Genomic DNA, 16263 nt, shown 5'->3' on the forward strand with positions numbered 1-16263 from the left:
TAAAAATCGCCGGTTGCTCGTTGCGAAGTCGGCGCGGGAATTGCCTGTCCCGGACCTTCGGGCAGGCGGTTACCTGACGGAGCCAGCTCGTCACCCGCCCATCCCGCAGGAAGGACACAGGATGCCTCTCCTTGCCGCGGGGCCCGCGGCTCCCTCTCTTACCGAGCCGCCCACGCCCTTCGCGCCGTCCCCGCCGTCCAAGGTGCTTGACGGGATAGAGCTGCGCATTGTGCGCACCGGTGACGCGGAAGCAGACCTGCGGTGGCTAGGGCGCGTGCGGCGCGTCGTACGGGCCAAACTGCGGCTGTGGCGCCACGAGGATCACGCGGCCGACGCGGCGCTGCTCGTCACTGAGTTGCTGACCAACGCTTTCCAGCACACCGAGGGCTCAGACGTGGGCCTACGCGTGACGCTGACCCCGGCGCACCTGCGGATCGAGGTAGCTGACGGCTCACCGAGGCGCCCGCATGTGAGGCAGGCCGGGCCTGACGATGAGGGAGGCCGTGGTCTGCTCTTGGTCCAGGCGCTCGCCACCGCGTGGGGAACCAGCGACGACGGCACCACGACCTGGTGCACCCTGCGCACGTCCGGAACCCTTTCGTGACCGGCCTGGCATGGCCGAGCGACGACTTCCCGGGTGAAGACCGGGGACCGAGGGTGCCGCCGAATCAGGCTGGGCGCCTGGCGAACCTGCGCCGTGCCGGATTCGAGGCAGCGACCGCTCACCTGGTTCGCCAGCCGCGGGCACTTCTATACGCGCTGGCGGCCGACGGCGGCGATCCGCACCCCGCGCTGGCCGCCGCCGAAGCTTTCGCCGTGGCGCGGGGCTGGGTGGTCACCAGCTACCACGTCGACCGCTGCGGGGGTGCCGCGTACCTGGGTCACCGGCCCGGGTGGCAGGAGCTGTGCGGCCGTGTCCGCCGGGGTCACGCCCAGGGGGTGGTGGCCGATCACCGGGACGCGGTCAGTCCCTTGGACGCGGTGTACGAGAGCGCGCTGAAGCGGCTCGGTGAGGCGCTCGCGTTCCTGGCGCTGCCTCCCGGCGGTGACCTGCCCCGTTCGACGTCCCCTCACCGGGTGGTGCGGGCCCTCGCGGGGCCTGCACCCCGGGGCGAGGGGGGTGATCTCGGCGCCGGTGTGTTCCCCGGGCGCCGAGCCGACGGCCGCCGGGTGGCGGCCGCCGAGGCTGTGCGGCCTGGTCAGCCCGCAGCCGGGGGTGGCGCCCTTCCCCCTCCCCGGGGCGCCGCCCCCTTGCGACCGTCTGTTCGTCGCGGAGCTGTCTCCGCCTGGCCTGAAGGCACCTGATGATGCGTACGACCCTGCCCTGGCTGATCCACGCGGGCCCCGGCCTTCCGGACCGGCTGCCGCCCCCGCATGCGTGGGGGGTCGTCAGCATCGGCGCCGTGCGCGGCATGGCGGCCGTCGAGCGGCTGCGGCGCCGCCGGCAGGCGGTGGGGCCGGTGCTGTGGTGCTCGGCGCACGCCGCGCTGCTCGTGCCGGTGCCCGCCTGCGCGGAGGTCTATCCGCTGGAGCTGGCGGCGGGGGTGACGGCCTGCCCGGGTGATCTGCGGCGCTGCCACCGCCACTGGCTGCTGCACGAGGGTTCGGCCGAGGTGACCGATCCGGGGGCGCTGCGGGATGCGCTGATCGCCCCGGGCCTGCACGTCGTGCCGGCGTGAGCGGCCCCACCAGACCGGAACCGGGAGAGGAAGAGATGGTGAAGCCGAGCGGGCGCGGGCGCCACTCGCGCCGGGCCGCGGTGCTGCCGGCCTGGGCCGCGGGCGTGGCGGTCGTCGCGGGCGGGGCGGTGATGGCCGCCCCGCTGGGGACCGGCCCGGCGTACTGGGCCGCCCACGGTGCGGGCGGGGCGCTGCTGGCCGCCGCCCTCGTGATCGCCCGCGGCCACCGGCGCCGGGCGGCGCAGCAGGCCGACGCTGCCCGGCACCACCAGGCCGAGCAGGCTTTGCGGGACGCGGTGGAGGCCCAGGCGCGCGAGGACGCCCTGGGCCGGGTCGCGGCGTCAGCGGCCCAGGCGGTCGACCGGGCCCGCCGTGCGCTGGCCGGCCGGAGCGGCCGCACCGCCGCGGTGATGCCCGGGTGCGGGGACGTGACGGGGGACCTGCGGACCCAGCTCGCGCTGCTGGAGGCGCAGATCACCGATCTGCCCGCGCCGGCCGATCGCGGCGGGAGCGGGGGCGAGGTGGAGGTGCTGCTGCACGTGGGGCAGCGGCTGCACGCCCTGATCGCTCGGGCGCCGGCGCTGATGGACGAGCTTCAGATGCAGACCGAGGACCCCGACCTGCTGCACGGCCTGTACGCGCTGGATCACCTGCACATGCGGCTGATGCGGTCCGCGGAGTCGCTGGCCATCCTCGGCGGCAAGACCGCCCGCGTCTTCGCGGAGCCGATCCCGGTGCCCACCGCGCTGCGTACGGCCATCGGCAGCATCCCGCACTACCGGCGGGCGCGGATCGCCTGGCCGGCCGCCGATGCCGCGATCGTGGGCTACGCGGCGAACTGGCTGGTCCACCTGCTGGCCGAGCTGATCGAGAACGGCACGCAGTTCTCTTCGCCGGAGACCGAGGTGATGGTGCGCTCCAGGGCGGACGAGCACGGGCTGCACGTGCTCATCGAGGACCGCGGGCTGCCGATCCCGCCCGGCCGGGCCGCCGAGCTGAACGCGATGCTCGCCGATCCCCAGCCGGTCAACCTCGGCCTGCTGCTGACGGGCCAGGTGGGCCTGCGGGTGGTGGCCACCATCTCCCACCGCTACGGCATCGGCGTGCGCATCACCTCCCACCAGGAGGGCAACACCGTGCAGGTGCGCGTTCCGCCCAGCCTGCTGGTGCCGGTGCCGCAACCGGCTCCGGCACCGGCCCCGGCGGGGGCGCCGGGGGCGCGGCCGCCGCAGCCACCGCCCGCACCCGCCCCCCGCGCCGGGGCCACCGCCCCGCACCCCGGCCCCGCTCCCGGGCCCGCCCCGGCTCTGGCGGTGGTCGACGACTCCGGCAGGCCGACGCTGCCCCGGCGCTCGCGCGGCGCCCGCACCGCGCCGCCCCCCGCCGCGGCCGCCGCGCCCGGCCCGCCCGACCCCACGCTGGCCGCCGGCTTCCTCACGCGCGGCCGCCGCCCCGCCGGCTCCCCCGACGGCACTGACTGAAGGAGCACCCACCGATGAGCACGACGGACCTGAGCTGGCTGCTGCGCGATTTCGTGGAGACCGTCCCCGGCGCCCGGGCGGCGCTGCTCGCTTCCGATGACGGGATGCGCACCTCCTGCCACGGGCTGGAGCCGGACACCGCGGACGCCCTGGCCGCGCTGATCAGCGGCCAGGGCGCCATGGCCGCCCAACTGAGCGCGATCACCGGCTCGGCCGGCACCGTCTTCAGCCAGATGGTGGTGCAGGCCGGGGACACCACCGAGTTCGTGATGCGGGCCGGCAGCGGCAGCAGCGTCATCTGCGTCCTGGCCGACTCCGGCGCCGACCCCGGCGTGGTCGGGCACCGGCTGGCGCAGCTCGTCGCCCAGGTCGATGAGCACATGGCCGTGCCTTCCCGGGCGGTGTGAGGTGGACGCCCCCTGGCGCCGCGAGCCGGGCCAGTCGCTGCGCCCCTACCTGCTCACCGGCGGCCGCACGCGGCCGGCTCTGGTCCTGGACGTCGCCGATCTGCTCCAGGCCCGCGCCAGCCCCGCCGCGGACGCGCCCGGCCCCGAAGCCCGGCAGATCCTCCAGGTGTGCGGGCACGGGCCGCGTTCGCTGGCCGAGGTCGCCGCCTCGATCCGCCAGCCCCTGCACGTCACCCGCGTGCTCACCGCCGACCTGGTGGCCGCCTGCCGGCTCACGCTCCTGCCCGCCACCACCGGGGCCACCCCCGGGGCCGGGCCCGCCCCGGGCCCGGACGCCGACGCCCTACAGAGAGTGCTCCATGGACTGCGCAACCTCGCCTGAGCAGCAGCTCCCGCCGCCCGCCCCCGCGCCCGCGCCCGCGCAGGCGTTCAAGCTGCTGATCGCCGGGGGCTTCGGGGTGGGCAAGACCACGCTGGTCACCACGGTGAGCCAGACCCCGCCGCTGTCCACCGAGGCGCTGATGACCGAGGCCAGCAGGCCCGTGGACGACCTGCACCTGGTCCCGGACAAGCAGACCACCACGGTCGCCTTCGACTTCGGCCGGCTGGACCTGCCCGGCGACGGGGACCGGGACCAGCCGGTGCAGCTCCTGCTGTTCGGCGCCCCCGGGCAGGCCCGGTTCGCCCCGATGTGGGACTACGTGAGCAGCGGAGCGCTGGGCGCGGTGGTCCTGGTCGACACCCGCCGCCTGCACGACTGCTTCCCGGTCATCGACTACTGCGAGCAGCGGCGCCTGCCCTTCGTCGTCGCCGTCAACCGCTTCGCCGGCGACCGCCACCTCTACAGCCCCCACGAGATCACCGAGGCCCTTCAGCTCGGTCCCCGGGTGCCGGTGCGCACCTGCGACGCCCGCGACTGGCCGTCGTGCAAGGCGGTCCTGATCACCCTGACCCAGCACGCCCTGACCCACAGGAGCTACACGTGAGTGACCTGATGCGGCCGCCCGCGGCCGCGCCCACCGGGCCCGCCGAGCGGATGGAGGCGCTGCGCCGCAGCGGCCTGCTGGATGCCCACCTGCGGCCGGCACCGGGACTGCGGCCGCTGCTGGACGAGTTCGCGAGCGCCACGGCCCGCCAAGCGCGGACCCCGCTGGCCATGGTCAACCTCATCACCGACCAGCAGCAGCATTTCGCCGGCCTCCACACCGACCCCCGCCTGGCCCCCGGCGGACTGGGCCGCACCATGACCCTCGAGGAGGGCTTCTGCCCCGAGGTGGTGCGCCGGGGCCGGGCGCTGTCCCTGCCGGACGTATGCGCCGCCCCCCGCTTCTCCTCCAACCCGGTGGTCGACGCGCTGCGCATCCGCGTCTACGCCGGGGCCCCGCTGATCGACCCGGCCACCCACATCCCCATCGGCACCGTCTGCGTGGTCGACGTCGGCGACCCCCGCCCCCGCGAGGACGCCGCCGGGATGCTGCACCTGATCAACCGGCGCCGCGATGAGCTGGCCGCCGTGCTCGCCCCCTACCTGGCAGGCGGCCGGTGACCGGCGATCCCCTGACCGGCGACCCCCTGGCCCGGCCCGAGCACCGGGAACTGGTGGCCGCCGCCGAGGACTTCGCCGCCGGCACTCTCGCCGGGCAGGTGGAGCGGATGGAGCAGACCCGTGCCGTGGAAGAAGACCTGGTCCGGCAGATGGCCCGGCGCGGCTGGATGGGCGTGACCATCTCCCCGCGCTGGGGCGGACTGGGCGCCGGGCACCTGGCCAAGACCCGGCTCCTGGAGACGATATCGGCCGTCTCCGGCGCCATGGGCGCAGCCCTCCAGGCATCCCAGCTCGGCGCCGCCATGATCATCAACTGGGGCACCGAAGAGCAGCAGCGCACCTGGCTGCCCGCCATCGCCGAAGGCGCGTGCCTGCCGACGATCGCGGTCACCGAGCGCGGCTCGGGCGGGCACGTGGCGAGCATGGAGACCACCGCCACCCCGGTGCGCGGCGGCTGGACACTGACCGGGCACAAGATCTTCGTCGGCAACAGCCACATCGGCGACGTCCACGGCGTCATCGCCCGCACCGGCCCGCGCCGGCTGACCGCCTTCCTCGTCCCCGCCGGCAGCGACGGCCTGTCCCTACAGCCCCACCAGCCCGCCCTGGGCCTGCACGGCTTCTCCTTCGGCGCACTCCACTTCGACCGTGTCTTCGTGCCCGACACCCACCGGATCGGTGCGGTCGGCCAGGGCCTTCAGGTGGCCTACTCCTCCTCGGTCCTGTACGGGCGGCCCAACCTCACCGCCGTCGCCCTCGGACTCCACCGCGCGCTCGTGACCGCCGCGGTGACCCACGCCCGCACCACCCACCGCTCGGGCCGGGCCCTGGGCGAGCTGGACGTGGTCCGTGCCCGGCTGGGCCAGATGCGGGCCCGCCTGCTGGCCGCCCGCAGCCAGGCCCGCCACGCCGCCCTCCTGCTGGACCGCGGCGTGCCCTGCGACGAAGAGCTGATGGCCGCCAAACTGATGAACACCGACCTGGCCCGGGACTCGGCGGCCGACGCCATGAGCATCTGCGCCGCCTCCGGGCTGACGCCCGGCCCCGTCGAACGCGCCTGGCGCGACATCGCCCACCTCGACCCGCCGGCCGGCACCAGCGACATCCAGCGACACCGCCTGGGCCAAGCCGCCCTGCACCCCGGCGGCCCCACCCCCTGGTCCGCCCGCCTGCCCACCCCCGCCGAACCGGCCGCCGACCGGGCATGAACCACCCGCTGACGCACCACCCCGCCCGACCAGGAACACCCATGACACCCCCACCACCGCGCCGCCCCACCCACCCGCAGGCCGCACCCGGCCCCACCGCACCCGAGCGCCCGGTGCCACACCCACACCCGCCACCGGCGACCCCGCCATTCACCCTCCCGGAACAGCGCGTGCTCGCCGGCATCGCCCACGGCCTGTACACACCCGAGATCGCCGACCGGGAGCGGCTGCCCTTCCCGTACGTACGCGCCTGCACACAAGCCCTGCGCCACGCGCTCGGCGGACGGAACCACGCCGCGATGGTCCACCGCGCCTACCTCACCGGCGCCCTGCCGCCCCCGGCGCCCGACCCGGCCCCGGTACGCCCCTGCCCGGGCCAGCGGCTGCTGCTGCCCCACATCGCCGCCGGCGACGACGTCGAGGAGATGTCCACCGCCCTGGGGTGCCCGGTCACTGCCGTACGCCGGGACGCCCGCGCCCTGCTGGCCGTTCTGGGCGCCGTCAACGCGCCCCACGCCGTCACCCGGGCCCACCAGCTCCGGCTCCTGCCGGGACCAGCCCCCGACCGGCCCTGAGCCGCTACACCGAAGCACGGAGACATGGGCAAGCACTCCCGCCCCCAGCCCTCGGACGAACCGCCCGCGGCCGACCCCGGCAACGAAGCCGCCGGCGAAGCCGGCGAAGCCGCCGACCCGCTGGCCGCCTACCACCAGCGCCGCCGCCCGCCCCAGGGCGCCCACCGCCGCCACCACCCGCTCCACGGCGGCGGCTGGCACGTCCTGCCCCACGCACCCCGCGCCCTGGAGGAGTGGAACGGCTTCTGGTACGAGCCCGCGGGCAGCGCGCCGGATCTCGCCCATGCCCAGCGATGGGTGAACGAGCACCCCGGCACCCACAGCCCCGGCGATCACCCGTAGCAGCGCGAAGCACGCGCGAAGCGCCCGGTGGGCTCTGCTTCGCTGAGCTGCCGACCAGGGCCTTGGCGGCGTGGCCGGGCGAGTGCGTGGCGCCGCGGCGGGTGGCAGCCCGCGAGTCCGGGGGTGGCTGAGGACGAGGCACCCCGGACCCGCGGGCTGCTTGCGGGCTACTTCGTGGCGATGACGTAGACGCTGCCCCAGCGGCGCTTCGGGTTGGCCAGGCTGGGGTCGAAGGTCCAGGGTTCGACGGTGGTGAAGCCGGCTTCGGTGAAGAGCTGGACGAGCTTCTCGTGGTCGTAGGCCCACAGGTGCGGGGTGTACGTGGGGTCGTCGTCCTGGTCGCGGAAGACCAGGTTGACGAGGTCGAGTCGGGTGTTGATGTCGTCGCGGCAGTCGCGCTTGGCGTACCAGCGCTCGATCGTCTCGTCGGGGGCGTCCAGTGGGCGTGGGTACTGGTTGAGAGCGAAGGCGGCGTCAGGGACGCCGGTGATGATCCGGCCGCCCGGCATGAGGACACGGTGAGCCTCGCGGACGTAGTGCTTGGCCGAGCGGGGATAGTCGATGTGCTCCAGAAAGTGCTCGGAGAAGATCTCGTCAGTGCTGTCGTCCTGGAGGGGGATGCCCTCGCGGATGTCCCAGAGGAGGTCGGCCGGCGGGACGAGGTCGATGTTGAAGAAGCCGTCGATGCGGTGGCCTCCCCCGCCGATCTGGACCTTGGCGGGCTTGTCGTCGATCCGGCCGTTGGGCCAGGCGCGCCGACTGGCGTGGTGGTAGCGGTGGAGTTCGATCTCCTTGGCGACGGCCCGGAGGGCGCGGGCGAGGCCGTGAGTGGTGGCGGGGTCGGCGAGGACGGAGGCAATCTGCTCGCCGAGGAGGTCGACAGAAAGCATGCCGGAGGGACTCATCACGGATCTCCTGCGTGTGAGGTAACTCGGAGTGGGGTGGGCCGCGAATGACGGCGGCGGTGATCAGGCGGCGCTGGGCGCGGGGGCCTGCTATCCGCTGGGGGTGCACACCTAGAATCTCCCTGTGGTCGTCTGGCGCTGTCGCGCCTCGCATACGCCTCCCAGGGACTGAGCCTTCGGCGGGTGACTCCTTGGCCCCTGGTGACTCCGATTCTTCCGGGGCTCTTCACGCGTGACCATGAAGTGCCAGTGCAGTGGGAGTGCACTTTCGGCGCGCGGGTTCCTGCACCAGGGCGGCGACGAGGGGGCAGTCTTGTGGACGTGATCGAGCACTGGAGCGGCCGGTACGCCTGCCTGCTGCAGTCCGCCCTACGGCTCGGCAACGAACAGTTCGCCGCCCACCTGGGCATCGCCGTGAGGACAGTGGCAGCCTGGCACTCCGACGCGTCTGTTGTGCCTCGCAGGGAGATGCAGCAGCTCCTCGACACGGCCCATGAGCAGGCCCCTCCGGCTGCGCGACAGCGCTTCGCGCTCCTGATGGCGAAGGAGCGTGCCTCGGTGGACTCGACGCCGCCCGGCGCGCAGGCGCTGCGGGTGGCCATCGCGGTGGTCGTCCGCGACAGCGATGTCCTCCTGGTGTGCCGGCGAGACGACGACGCTGCCGGCATCACGTGGCAGTTCCCGGCCGGGGCCATCAAGCCGGGAGGCAAGGCGGAGACCACCACCGTGCGCGAGACCCTGGACGAGACGGGAGTCCACTGCGCGGTCCGGCAGCACCTCGGGAACCGCCTTCACCCTACGACCGGCGTGCTGTGCGAGTACTTCCTCTGCGAGTACCTGGCTGGCGAGGCCACCAACAGCGACACAGCCGAGAACATCGACGTGATGTGGGTTCCCAGAAACGCAGTGCCCCGCTTCATCCCCGTCGATACGATCTTCCCACCCATCGTGGCCGTCCTGGAGGAGCAGACGTGACGCAGCAGAAGACGGACGAGCGACCGGGTATCGCCGCCGCCATCGTCGTTCACGGAGGCCGTGTGCTCATGGTCCGCCGCCGGGTCAGAGAGGGACAGCTCTCCTGGCAGTTCCCGGCCGGAGAAGTCGAGCCAGGCGAGGAGCGCGAGGACGCCGCCGTGCGGGAGACCCAAGAGGAGGCTGGACTGACCGTGGCGGCTGTGAAGCTGCTCGGCGAGCGCGTCCACCCGAAGACGGGCCGGCTGATGTCGTACACCGCTTGCGAGATGTTGGACGGTACCGCTCATGTCGCGGACACCGAGGAGCTGGCTGAGCTCGCCTGGGTCGCCCACGAGGAGATCCCGCAGTACGTGCCGTACGGCCTGTTCGAGCCCGTTCAGCAGTACCTGGACGCAGCCCTGCTCTCCTGACTGGCCCTGGGGGCCAGGGCCCATGTCCCCCTGATCACCACCATCTTCGACTCCGAGGCCGCCCCGGCCACCGAACTGGCCGCCCGCTACCACCAGCGGTGGGAGTTCGAGAACGCGCTGGATGAGCTAAAGACCCACCAGCGCGGCCCCGCCCAGGTCCTGCGCTCCCGTTCACCCGGCGGAGTCGAGCAGGAGGTCTGGGGACACCTGCTGGTCCACCACGCCATCCGCGCCCTGATGCACGACGCCGCCGGGACCGCCGGCCTCGACCCCGACCGGCTCTCCTTCACCCGTGCCATCCGCCTCGCCCGCCGCCAGGTCACCGCGCAGGCGGCCTTGTCCCCCTGACCACCTGGCCACGGCGCTGACCGACGGACTCCGCGACATCACCGCCCGCCTGCTGCCCCCGCGACGCAGGCGCTCCAACCCTCGCGTCGTCAAACGCAAGATGTCCAACTTCGGCGTCAAACGCGCCGAGCACCGCACCTGGCCCCAGCCCACCCGCGACCCCGCCGACGCCGTGACCATAGCCCCGCACTGGCGCACCGCCCCGATCAACCCACCAACCAAGACCCGACCGAGCAAACCTTGAGTCACCGGTATTGGGCCTAGGCCCGGCCTAGCCGCGCAGCAGCGCGTAGGTGCCGGCCGCGACGGCGGCGCCCAGGGCCGTCCCGGCGAGGACCTGGGCCGGGGTGTGGTCCCGCAGCGCCACCCGCGACCAGCCCACCAGCGCGACGAGCGGGTAGGCGGCCAGCAGCCACGGCCCGTAGGCGAGCGCGAGCAGGGCCACGCTGCCGGAGGAGACGGCCGCGTGCACGGAGACCTTCCACACCACGGTGATGGCCATCAGCACCACCAGTGTGGAGATCATCGCGGCGACCAGCGCGATCATCGGACGCGGGGCACCGAGCACCCCCATCAGCGCCGTACCCGTGGCCACCGAGGCGACGATGAAGACCATGACCACCAGCCGCTGCTGCCGCACGCCCAGGTGGCGGTCGGCCCAGGTGCCGCGGCGGATGCCGAAGGTGATGAACAGCACCGGTATGACGGCCGCGAACAGCGCGCCGAACAGGCCCCAGCCGACGCCCGCGAGGCCGTCCACCCGCCAGCCGACGAGCAGGGTCAGCGCGATGATCCAGTTCTTCGGCTCGAAGCCGTCGGTGACCAGCCGCGCCGCGCGGCGCGAGCCGGGCCGGGCGCCCCGGCGCGGGGCGGCGTCGGACGCCCGGCCGGGGGCCGGAGGCGGCGGAGCGGTCCCGTCGGCTTCGGCGGCGGCCGGGGGCGGTACGGGGGGCGGCGTCGTCACGGCTGCGCGGTCTCCTGGGTCGAGCCCGCGGCGCGGGCGGTGAACTCCTGCACTTCGGGACGGAGCCGGGCGGCGGCGAGCGCGTGCAGCACGCGGGCCTCGGCGTCGAGGTCGCTGGGGTCGCCGAGCCCGGGCCGGTGCCCGGGGCCGGGGAACACGGCGTCCGGGGCCGCGCCGAGGCGGTCGGCGTCACCCGCGTCGCCCTCGCGGCGGCGGGGTGCCTCCGCGGGCGGGCGGCCCGCCAGCTTGGCGTGCCGGGCGGCCTCCAGCCGGCAGGCGTCGGCCAGGGCCTGCCGTGCGGAGCCGGTCAGTCCGCTGCGCGCGGCCACGGCGTCGGCCTCCGCCCGGGCTTCGGGGGTGAGGTAGGGCTGCAGGGCGAGGAGGGCGTCACGGATCTCGACCATGCGGCGGTGCAGCCGCATCCGCAGCTCGCCGCGGCGCAGCTCCTCGTGCAGCACGACCTCGGGCACGGCGGCCGTGAGCGTCTCCCACAGCGGCGTCAGCCCGCGCAGGTGGCGCGCGTACCGCCGGGCGCTGCGGGCGACGCCCACGGCGGGCAGCACGCTGCCGGCCAGGATGAGCACGATGGCCAGGTGCTTGGCGACGTCGGTCCAGTGGGTGACGCCCGCGTCGGCGGTGTCGCCCGCGAGCCCGGTCAGGCGCAGCACCAGGTAGGCGGCGCGGACGAGCGCGTAGCCCACCCCGGCGGCCGTGCCCGCGCCGAGGAAGAGCAGCCCCGCGCGCAGCCACCCCGCGCCCGCGTGCCGCCGCGCGCCCCAGAACAGGGCGGTGGCGACGGCCATGGCCAGGCCCAGGTAGGCGTACCAGACCATGAGGTAGGCGGTCACCGCGGCGCCGCCGCCCGCGTGGAACTCGAAGAACTCCTCCGCCTCGGCCTCCCTGGGCGTCAGCGCGAACAGCGCGGCGAGCGCGAGCAGCGTGGCGCCGGCCAGCGCCACGCGCAGGCGCCTGCCGTCCCGGCTCGCGGGGCGGGTGATGCCGAAGACGAACTCCAGCAGCGCGGCGCCCGCGGTGATGCCGAACACGTGCTTGAGCAGCGTGGAGAGGTTGTTGACGCCCGTGCCCCCGTCGATGGCGCGCATGAGGTCGGGCAGCCGCAGGGTCATGGACAGGGTGAGGGCCGCGAACGTCACCCACAGCGCGCGCTGCCGGGGGGCGCGCAGGGCGGCGGGGGCCCGCCACAGGACCATGGCCCACAGGAGGATCAGGACGGCGGTTTCCACAGGTGCCTCACCAGCGTGTCGGGTGCCCGAAGGCGTCGTTGAGCCGGTCGAGGACGCCCGCGGCCCGGTCGGAGGTCGCGGGGGCCTCCTTGCTGAGCGCCCGGTCGCTGAGGATCGTGGCCAGCAGTTCCGCCTCGCGCTCCTGGTCGTCGGTGTAGCTGGTGCGGCCCAGGATGTGCAGGAGCTGGTCCATGTCCAGGTCCTGCTCGGCGTCCTCGTCCCACGGCTCCCGGGCCTCGGCGGCGTCCGCCAGGAGGCGGGTGGCGTAGGCGGGCCGCCGGGCGTCCGGGGCGCCGTGCCCGAGCAGCAGGTGCGCCAGCTCGTGCAGCACGATCTGGAGCTTGTGCACACCGCTGGTGGCGGGCTCGAAGAAGATCAGGTCGGCGGTGCTGGTGGCCACCCACACCCCGCAGGGCGTGCTGCCGTCCGGCGCGCCCTCCAGCGGCACCAGGCGCAGCGGACGGCCCCGGCGGGCGGCGATGCGCTCGCACAGGACGTCGAGGTCGAACGGGCGGGGGAGGTCGAGCGCGTCGGCGACGGCCTCGCAGCGGGCACGGCGGCTCGTCTTGGGCATACGGACTCCTTCGGCCCGTAGTTTAGGCGGCGCCGGAGGCCCGCACCCAAATTCCGCGGGCCGGTTCCGGGGCGTGCGGGTGGCCGGTGGGGGCGTCACCGCGGCCGAACCGGGGGGCGCTCGGGGGCGGGAGGCGCTCGGGGGCGGGAGACGTGCGCATGCGTGGGAGCATGCCGCACCGCCGCGGGCGTGGCCATGGCCCGGCCGCACGGTGCCGCCGCGTGCCACCGACGCCTCCCCCGTGCTCCCGCGTGCGCCGGCGCGAGCGACGCGGCGCGGCGCGGACCGCCGCGTGGGGCCGGGGCGGGCGCGCGCCGTACGGGCCGCGGGGGCCGCTCGTCGGGCCGACCGGCGTGGTCCCCGGCGGGTGGGCGGCCCGGTGGGCGGGGCCCGCCGCGGGGGGGGGCGGAGCCCAGGGGCCGGGGGTCAGGGGCGGCGTCTGGGCGCCTCCGGGAGCCCTTCCAGGCGGCGGGCCTGGTCGACCACGCCACGGATGGCGCGCAGGCTGTCGGCGGACAGTCCGTTCATCCGCACGGCCACGTCGCGCACGTCCCCGTCGCCCAGCATGTCGGCCAGTTCGCGCTGGGCCCGGGTGAGCTCGACGCGCTCCTTCACCTTGGCGATCTTCGCGTCCACGCGGTCGGCCACGGTGTCGTCGAAGAAGTACGTCACCGGCACGCCGAAGAAGCCGGCGATCACCGTGAGCGTGGAAACCTTCGGATCGGTGATCTCCCCCTTGCGGATCTTCTGGATCGTGGCGTGCGACACCGTCTGGCCGCCCGTCCCGGCCCTCTCCTTGATGCCCTCCGCGATCTCCATGTAGCTGAGCGGTCCGCGCTCGGGCGGGTGGATCGTGCGGATCAGGTGGTCGAGCCTGTCCGCGATGGTGCGCCCGTCTCCGGGGTTCCCCCTGGCCACCCCATCACCCCTCGTGGTCGATCTGCGGCTGGTCAACCGCAGCCGGTCTCTCATGGAGTTTACGCGTACGTAGCCTTCCTATCCCATCGTAAATCCGTCTTGACAAGGGGGGCCGTACCGGCCGTAGTCTCTCCGTAGCCCGTAAAACGGAATAGACGGTGCGGCGTACGGCTACGGGGGTTCGTATGACGCGCCCAACGGGGGCGACGGCCCGGCCCGCGGCAGGCGACTGACGCGGGCCGGGCCGTCGGCGTGCCGGGCTCGCCGCGCACCACGGGCACACACCACAGCCGCGCGCACCCTGTGAGGGTACGCGCGGCCGGTGATCACGTCCTGCGGACCGTTACCGCCCGGCGGCCACGCGGGGGGAGGGGAACGCGTGGCCGCCGGTGGCGGTACGGCCCCGGGCCCCCCGGCCGAGACGGAGCGGCCCGGCCGGGAGGACCGGCGCCGTACCGCGCCGGGAACGGTCGATCCCGGCTGAGGCTCAGCCCCGGCCCAGGACGCCGGAGTCCACGGCGCTCACGAAGGACGTCCAGGACCCCGGGGCGAAGGCGATCGAGGGGCCGAGCGGGTTCTTGGAGTCCCGCACCGCGATCGCGCTGACGACCGGCGACTTCACCTCGACGCAGGCGCCGTTGCCGCCCGAGTAGCTCGACTTCACCCAGTCCGTGGTCCTGCCCTGCCGGATTGCCATGGTTCTTAGCTCCCGTCTTCCCCACAAGTCCCACCACGTCCTGATGGATGGGGATATCGCGTGAGAAGCCAGCGTTCTTACTGGCACGGGCTCGACCGTACTCGCCTCGGAGCGCAGGGGAAGCGACCGTTCACTCGACCGGATGGCATATTCCAGGAGCTCCTTCACCGGTACGGCCCCGGGGTGTACGGTGCCCGACCGCGCCGGTCGGAAGCGGGCCCCGCCCGCCTCGGCGCAGGCTTCGCCCGGGCGCTCGGGCGCCCGGGCGTCCGAGCGGGCGACGACGGGAGCCGCACGGGTCGGAACCGACCTCGTCCGGGCCCCGCGGACGAGCGCCGGGGAGGCACGGGCGGGCTCCGCACCGACCCACGAGCGGAGGCCCCACACCGGGCCCGAGGCCCGTGGGCGTGCCCCGCCCGGCCGGAGCCGCCCCACCCGGCCGCCTGAGCGGCACCACCGGATTCGGGCCGGGCACCGCGCGAGCACACGGGCACCCCCCGGGCGACGGGCACCACGGGCCTGCGCGCAGGCCACCGCCGGGGGGACGGCACACCGCGCGGCACCGGTACGCAAGCGGGCACCAAGCGGGCACCAAGCGGGCTCGGGAGCGCGAAACGCACGGGCGCGGGACGGTCAGGGCGCCCGGGGGCCGACAGGGGCCGGGACCCCGGTGTTCCGGCCGGGGGCGCTCGGAACACCGGGTGTCGCCGGTGCTGCGGGCGGGCGGCGAGCGGTGGGTGTGCGCCACCCCGGGAACCCAACGCCCCGGAGGGCGGGCCGGGTGCCGGGTGGCGTCGTACGTGACACGCGGCGCCGGGTTTCGTCGTCCCCCACGCCCGGGCTCCGGGCGCCGCGTCCGCGACAGGGCGGGGCGGGTCGGGACGGGCCGGACGCACCCCGCGCGTCCAGCGCCCCCCGGTGCGTGCGGGACGCGTCCGGCGGGTGTCCGGGCGGAGCCGTGGGGCGGCTGGCGGGGCAGCGCGCCCGGAGCGGCTGGCGGGGGCGAGCGCCCGGGGGCCGTCACGTCTCGCGCGCGTACTCCTTGGCGACGTCCTCGATGAACGCACGGCTGTCGTCCGCGTTGAGCGCCTGTGCTCGCAGGTGTTCGTACATCACGCCGTAGCTCTGCACGTCCTGGGCCTTCTCCAAGTACAGGTCGCTCGTCACGCCCTCCAGGTACACCACCGTGGAGTCCGCGGTGTCGGGGAACTCCAGGATCGCGTACTGCCCGTTCACGCCGGGGTGCGCGCCCATCGCGAAGGGCATGACCTGCACCGTCACGTGGGGGAGCTGCGAGAGTTCCCCCAGGTGCTCCAACTGCTCGATCATCGTCTGCCGGCCGCCGACGCGGCGGCGCAGCGCGGCCTCGTCGAGCACGGCCCACAGCCGCAGCGGGTTGCCCGGCGCCGACACCCGTTCCTGGCGGCGCATCCGGACCCGCACCCGCTTCTCCACCTCCGTGGGCGACGCCTCGGGCAGCGCGCCCGCGATGACCGCCTCGGCGTAGGTCTGGGTCTGGAGCAGGCCCGGGACGATCTGCGGTTCGTAGATGCGCAGGGACGCGGCCTCCGTCTCCAGGCCGATGTAGACGCTGTACGGGATGTCGCCGAAGGCGTGCCACCAGCCCTGCTGCCGGGACTCCTTGGCCATCTGCATGAGGGACTCGACTATGCGCCGGTCCGCGACCTCGTAGACGCCGCACAAATCCCGCACGTCACGCTGGCTGATGCTGCGGCGGCCGTTCTCCAGCCGACTGATCTTGGACTGCGACACGAGCAGGCGGTCGGCGACCTCCTCGGCCGTCATCCCCTTCTCCTCGCGGAGCTTGCGCAGCTCCTGGCCCAGTCGGCGCCTTCTCACGGTGGGATTGACGTTGGACGCCACGGAACGTGCACCTCCGCTGGTCAGCTCTGCTCGTTCTCAGCAGAGTGCCAGCAACGGGGCGCCCCCACCCGGCGTTTGCCGGATTTCGACCACCGGGCGTGCTCGA

20 protein-coding genes and 1 pseudogene are annotated in these 16263 nt (G+C 74.5%); 14 read left to right on the forward strand and 7 right to left on the reverse strand.

What is annotated here, in order from left to right; genetic code table 11:
• The first annotated feature begins 121 nt into the window (after nucleotides 1–121).
• The 10 genes from OSB71_RS04950 (at nucleotide 122) to OSB71_RS04995 (ending at nucleotide 7238) form a co-directional block, all read left to right on the forward strand.
• Nucleotides 122–604, forward strand: coding sequence for an ATP-binding protein (locus tag OSB71_RS04950; RefSeq protein ID WP_265944583.1), 483 nt, complete (start codon nucleotides 122–124; stop codon nucleotides 602–604).
• A 700-nt stretch (nucleotides 605–1304) separates the two neighbouring features.
• Nucleotides 1305–1679 carry a hypothetical protein gene (locus OSB71_RS04955; protein ID WP_265944584.1) on the forward strand — a complete coding sequence of 125 codons (375 nt, stop codon included), beginning with the start codon at nucleotides 1305–1307 and terminating at the stop codon, nucleotides 1677–1679.
• Between the two features lie 35 nt (nucleotides 1680–1714).
• Complete coding sequence (locus OSB71_RS04960; protein ID WP_265944586.1) at nucleotides 1715–3160, forward strand: ATP-binding protein; 1446 nt, start codon at nucleotides 1715–1717, stop codon at nucleotides 3158–3160.
• Nucleotides 3161–3174: 14 nt separating this feature from the next.
• Complete coding sequence (locus OSB71_RS04965) at nucleotides 3175–3567, forward strand: roadblock/LC7 domain-containing protein (protein ID WP_265944588.1); 393 nt, start codon at nucleotides 3175–3177, stop codon at nucleotides 3565–3567.
• A 1-nt stretch (nucleotide 3568) separates the two neighbouring features.
• The gene (locus OSB71_RS04970; RefSeq protein ID WP_265944590.1) at nucleotides 3569–3949 is read left to right on the forward strand and encodes a DUF742 domain-containing protein; all 381 of its coding nucleotides are present in this window, start codon (nucleotides 3569–3571) and stop codon (nucleotides 3947–3949) included.
• A complete protein-coding gene (locus OSB71_RS04975) occupies nucleotides 3927–4553 on the forward strand; it encodes a GTP-binding protein (protein ID WP_265944592.1) in 627 nt (208 codons plus the stop codon). Before OSB71_RS04970 ends, OSB71_RS04975 begins: the two co-directional genes overlap by 23 nt.
• Nucleotides 4550–5113, forward strand: coding sequence for a GAF domain-containing protein (locus tag OSB71_RS04980; RefSeq protein WP_265944594.1), 564 nt, complete (start codon nucleotides 4550–4552; stop codon nucleotides 5111–5113). The genes OSB71_RS04975 and OSB71_RS04980 overlap by 4 nt, the downstream gene beginning before the upstream one ends.
• A complete protein-coding gene (locus OSB71_RS04985) occupies nucleotides 5110–6321 on the forward strand; it encodes an acyl-CoA dehydrogenase family protein (protein ID WP_265944596.1) in 1212 nt (403 codons plus the stop codon). Before OSB71_RS04980 ends, OSB71_RS04985 begins: the two co-directional genes overlap by 4 nt.
• A 170-nt stretch (nucleotides 6322–6491) precedes the next feature.
• Entirely contained in the window at nucleotides 6492–6896 is a 405-nt protein-coding gene (locus OSB71_RS04990) for a LuxR family transcriptional regulator (protein ID WP_265944598.1), read from the forward strand.
• Nucleotides 6897–6920: 24 nt separating this feature from the next.
• Nucleotides 6921–7238 carry a DUF6087 family protein gene (locus OSB71_RS04995; protein ID WP_265944600.1) on the forward strand — a complete coding sequence of 106 codons (318 nt, stop codon included), beginning with the start codon at nucleotides 6921–6923 and terminating at the stop codon, nucleotides 7236–7238.
• 167 nt (nucleotides 7239–7405) lie between these two features.
• Here OSB71_RS04995 and OSB71_RS05000 read toward each other — a convergent pair whose 3' ends face one another.
• Nucleotides 7406–8143 (reverse strand): class I SAM-dependent methyltransferase, encoded by a 738-nt coding sequence (locus OSB71_RS05000; RefSeq protein WP_265944602.1) that lies wholly within the window; start codon nucleotides 8141–8143, stop codon nucleotides 7406–7408.
• Between the two features lie 315 nt (nucleotides 8144–8458).
• Here OSB71_RS05000 and OSB71_RS05005 point away from each other — a divergent pair, with 315 nt between their 5' ends.
• The 4 genes and pseudogenes from OSB71_RS05005 to OSB71_RS05020 all read left to right on the forward strand — a co-directional run bounded on the left by OSB71_RS05005 (nucleotide 8459) and on the right by OSB71_RS05020 (nucleotide 10120).
• Nucleotides 8459–9118: an NUDIX hydrolase gene (locus OSB71_RS05005; RefSeq protein WP_265944603.1), complete on the forward strand. Its 660-nt coding sequence runs from the start codon at nucleotides 8459–8461 to the stop codon at nucleotides 9116–9118.
• On the forward strand, nucleotides 9115–9528 hold the full coding sequence (locus tag OSB71_RS05010) for an NUDIX hydrolase (protein WP_265944605.1): 414 nt from the start codon (nucleotides 9115–9117) through the stop codon (nucleotides 9526–9528). Before OSB71_RS05005 ends, OSB71_RS05010 begins: the two co-directional genes overlap by 4 nt.
• Nucleotides 9529–9558: 30 nt before the next feature.
• Nucleotides 9559–9876 (forward strand): annotated as a pseudogene (locus OSB71_RS05015) (IS4 family transposase); the annotation flags it as partial.
• Nucleotides 9821–10120, forward strand: a complete 300-nt coding sequence (locus OSB71_RS05020) for a hypothetical protein (RefSeq protein WP_265944607.1) — start codon at nucleotides 9821–9823, stop codon at nucleotides 10118–10120. The pseudogene OSB71_RS05015 and the gene OSB71_RS05020, both read left to right, overlap by 56 nt.
• Nucleotides 10121–10147: 27 nt before the next feature.
• On the opposite strand, the gene OSB71_RS05025 is transcribed toward OSB71_RS05020, so the two are convergent.
• The 6 genes from OSB71_RS05025 to OSB71_RS05050 all read right to left on the reverse strand — a co-directional run bounded on the left by OSB71_RS05025 (nucleotide 10148) and on the right by OSB71_RS05050 (nucleotide 16157).
• On the reverse strand, nucleotides 10148–10840 hold the full coding sequence (locus tag OSB71_RS05025; RefSeq protein ID WP_265944609.1) for a phosphatase PAP2 family protein: 693 nt from the start codon (nucleotides 10838–10840) through the stop codon (nucleotides 10148–10150).
• Entirely contained in the window at nucleotides 10837–12084 is a 1248-nt protein-coding gene (locus OSB71_RS05030) for an MAB_1171c family putative transporter (RefSeq protein WP_265944611.1), read from the reverse strand. Before OSB71_RS05030 ends, OSB71_RS05025 begins: the two co-directional genes overlap by 4 nt.
• Before the next feature lie 7 nt (nucleotides 12085–12091).
• Nucleotides 12092–12658 carry a hypothetical protein gene (locus tag OSB71_RS05035; protein WP_265944614.1) on the reverse strand — a complete coding sequence of 189 codons (567 nt, stop codon included), beginning with the start codon at nucleotides 12656–12658 and terminating at the stop codon, nucleotides 12092–12094.
• A 426-nt stretch (nucleotides 12659–13084) separates the two neighbouring features.
• Nucleotides 13085–13576, reverse strand: a complete 492-nt coding sequence (locus OSB71_RS05040) for a helix-turn-helix domain-containing protein (protein WP_265944616.1) — start codon at nucleotides 13574–13576, stop codon at nucleotides 13085–13087.
• Nucleotides 13577–14063: 487 nt separating this feature from the next.
• The gene (locus OSB71_RS05045; RefSeq protein ID WP_265944618.1) at nucleotides 14064–14273 is read right to left on the reverse strand and encodes a DUF397 domain-containing protein; all 210 of its coding nucleotides are present in this window, start codon (nucleotides 14271–14273) and stop codon (nucleotides 14064–14066) included.
• A 1020-nt stretch (nucleotides 14274–15293) separates the two neighbouring features.
• On the reverse strand, nucleotides 15294–16157 hold the full coding sequence (locus OSB71_RS05050) for a helix-turn-helix domain-containing protein (RefSeq protein WP_265944620.1): 864 nt from the start codon (nucleotides 16155–16157) through the stop codon (nucleotides 15294–15296).
• Nucleotides 16158–16263: the final 106 nt, after the last annotated feature.

It is taken from the genome of Streptomyces marinisediminis, from assembly GCF_026262575.1.
GTDB lineage: Bacteria > Actinomycetota > Actinomycetes > Streptomycetales > Streptomycetaceae > Streptomyces > Streptomyces marinisediminis.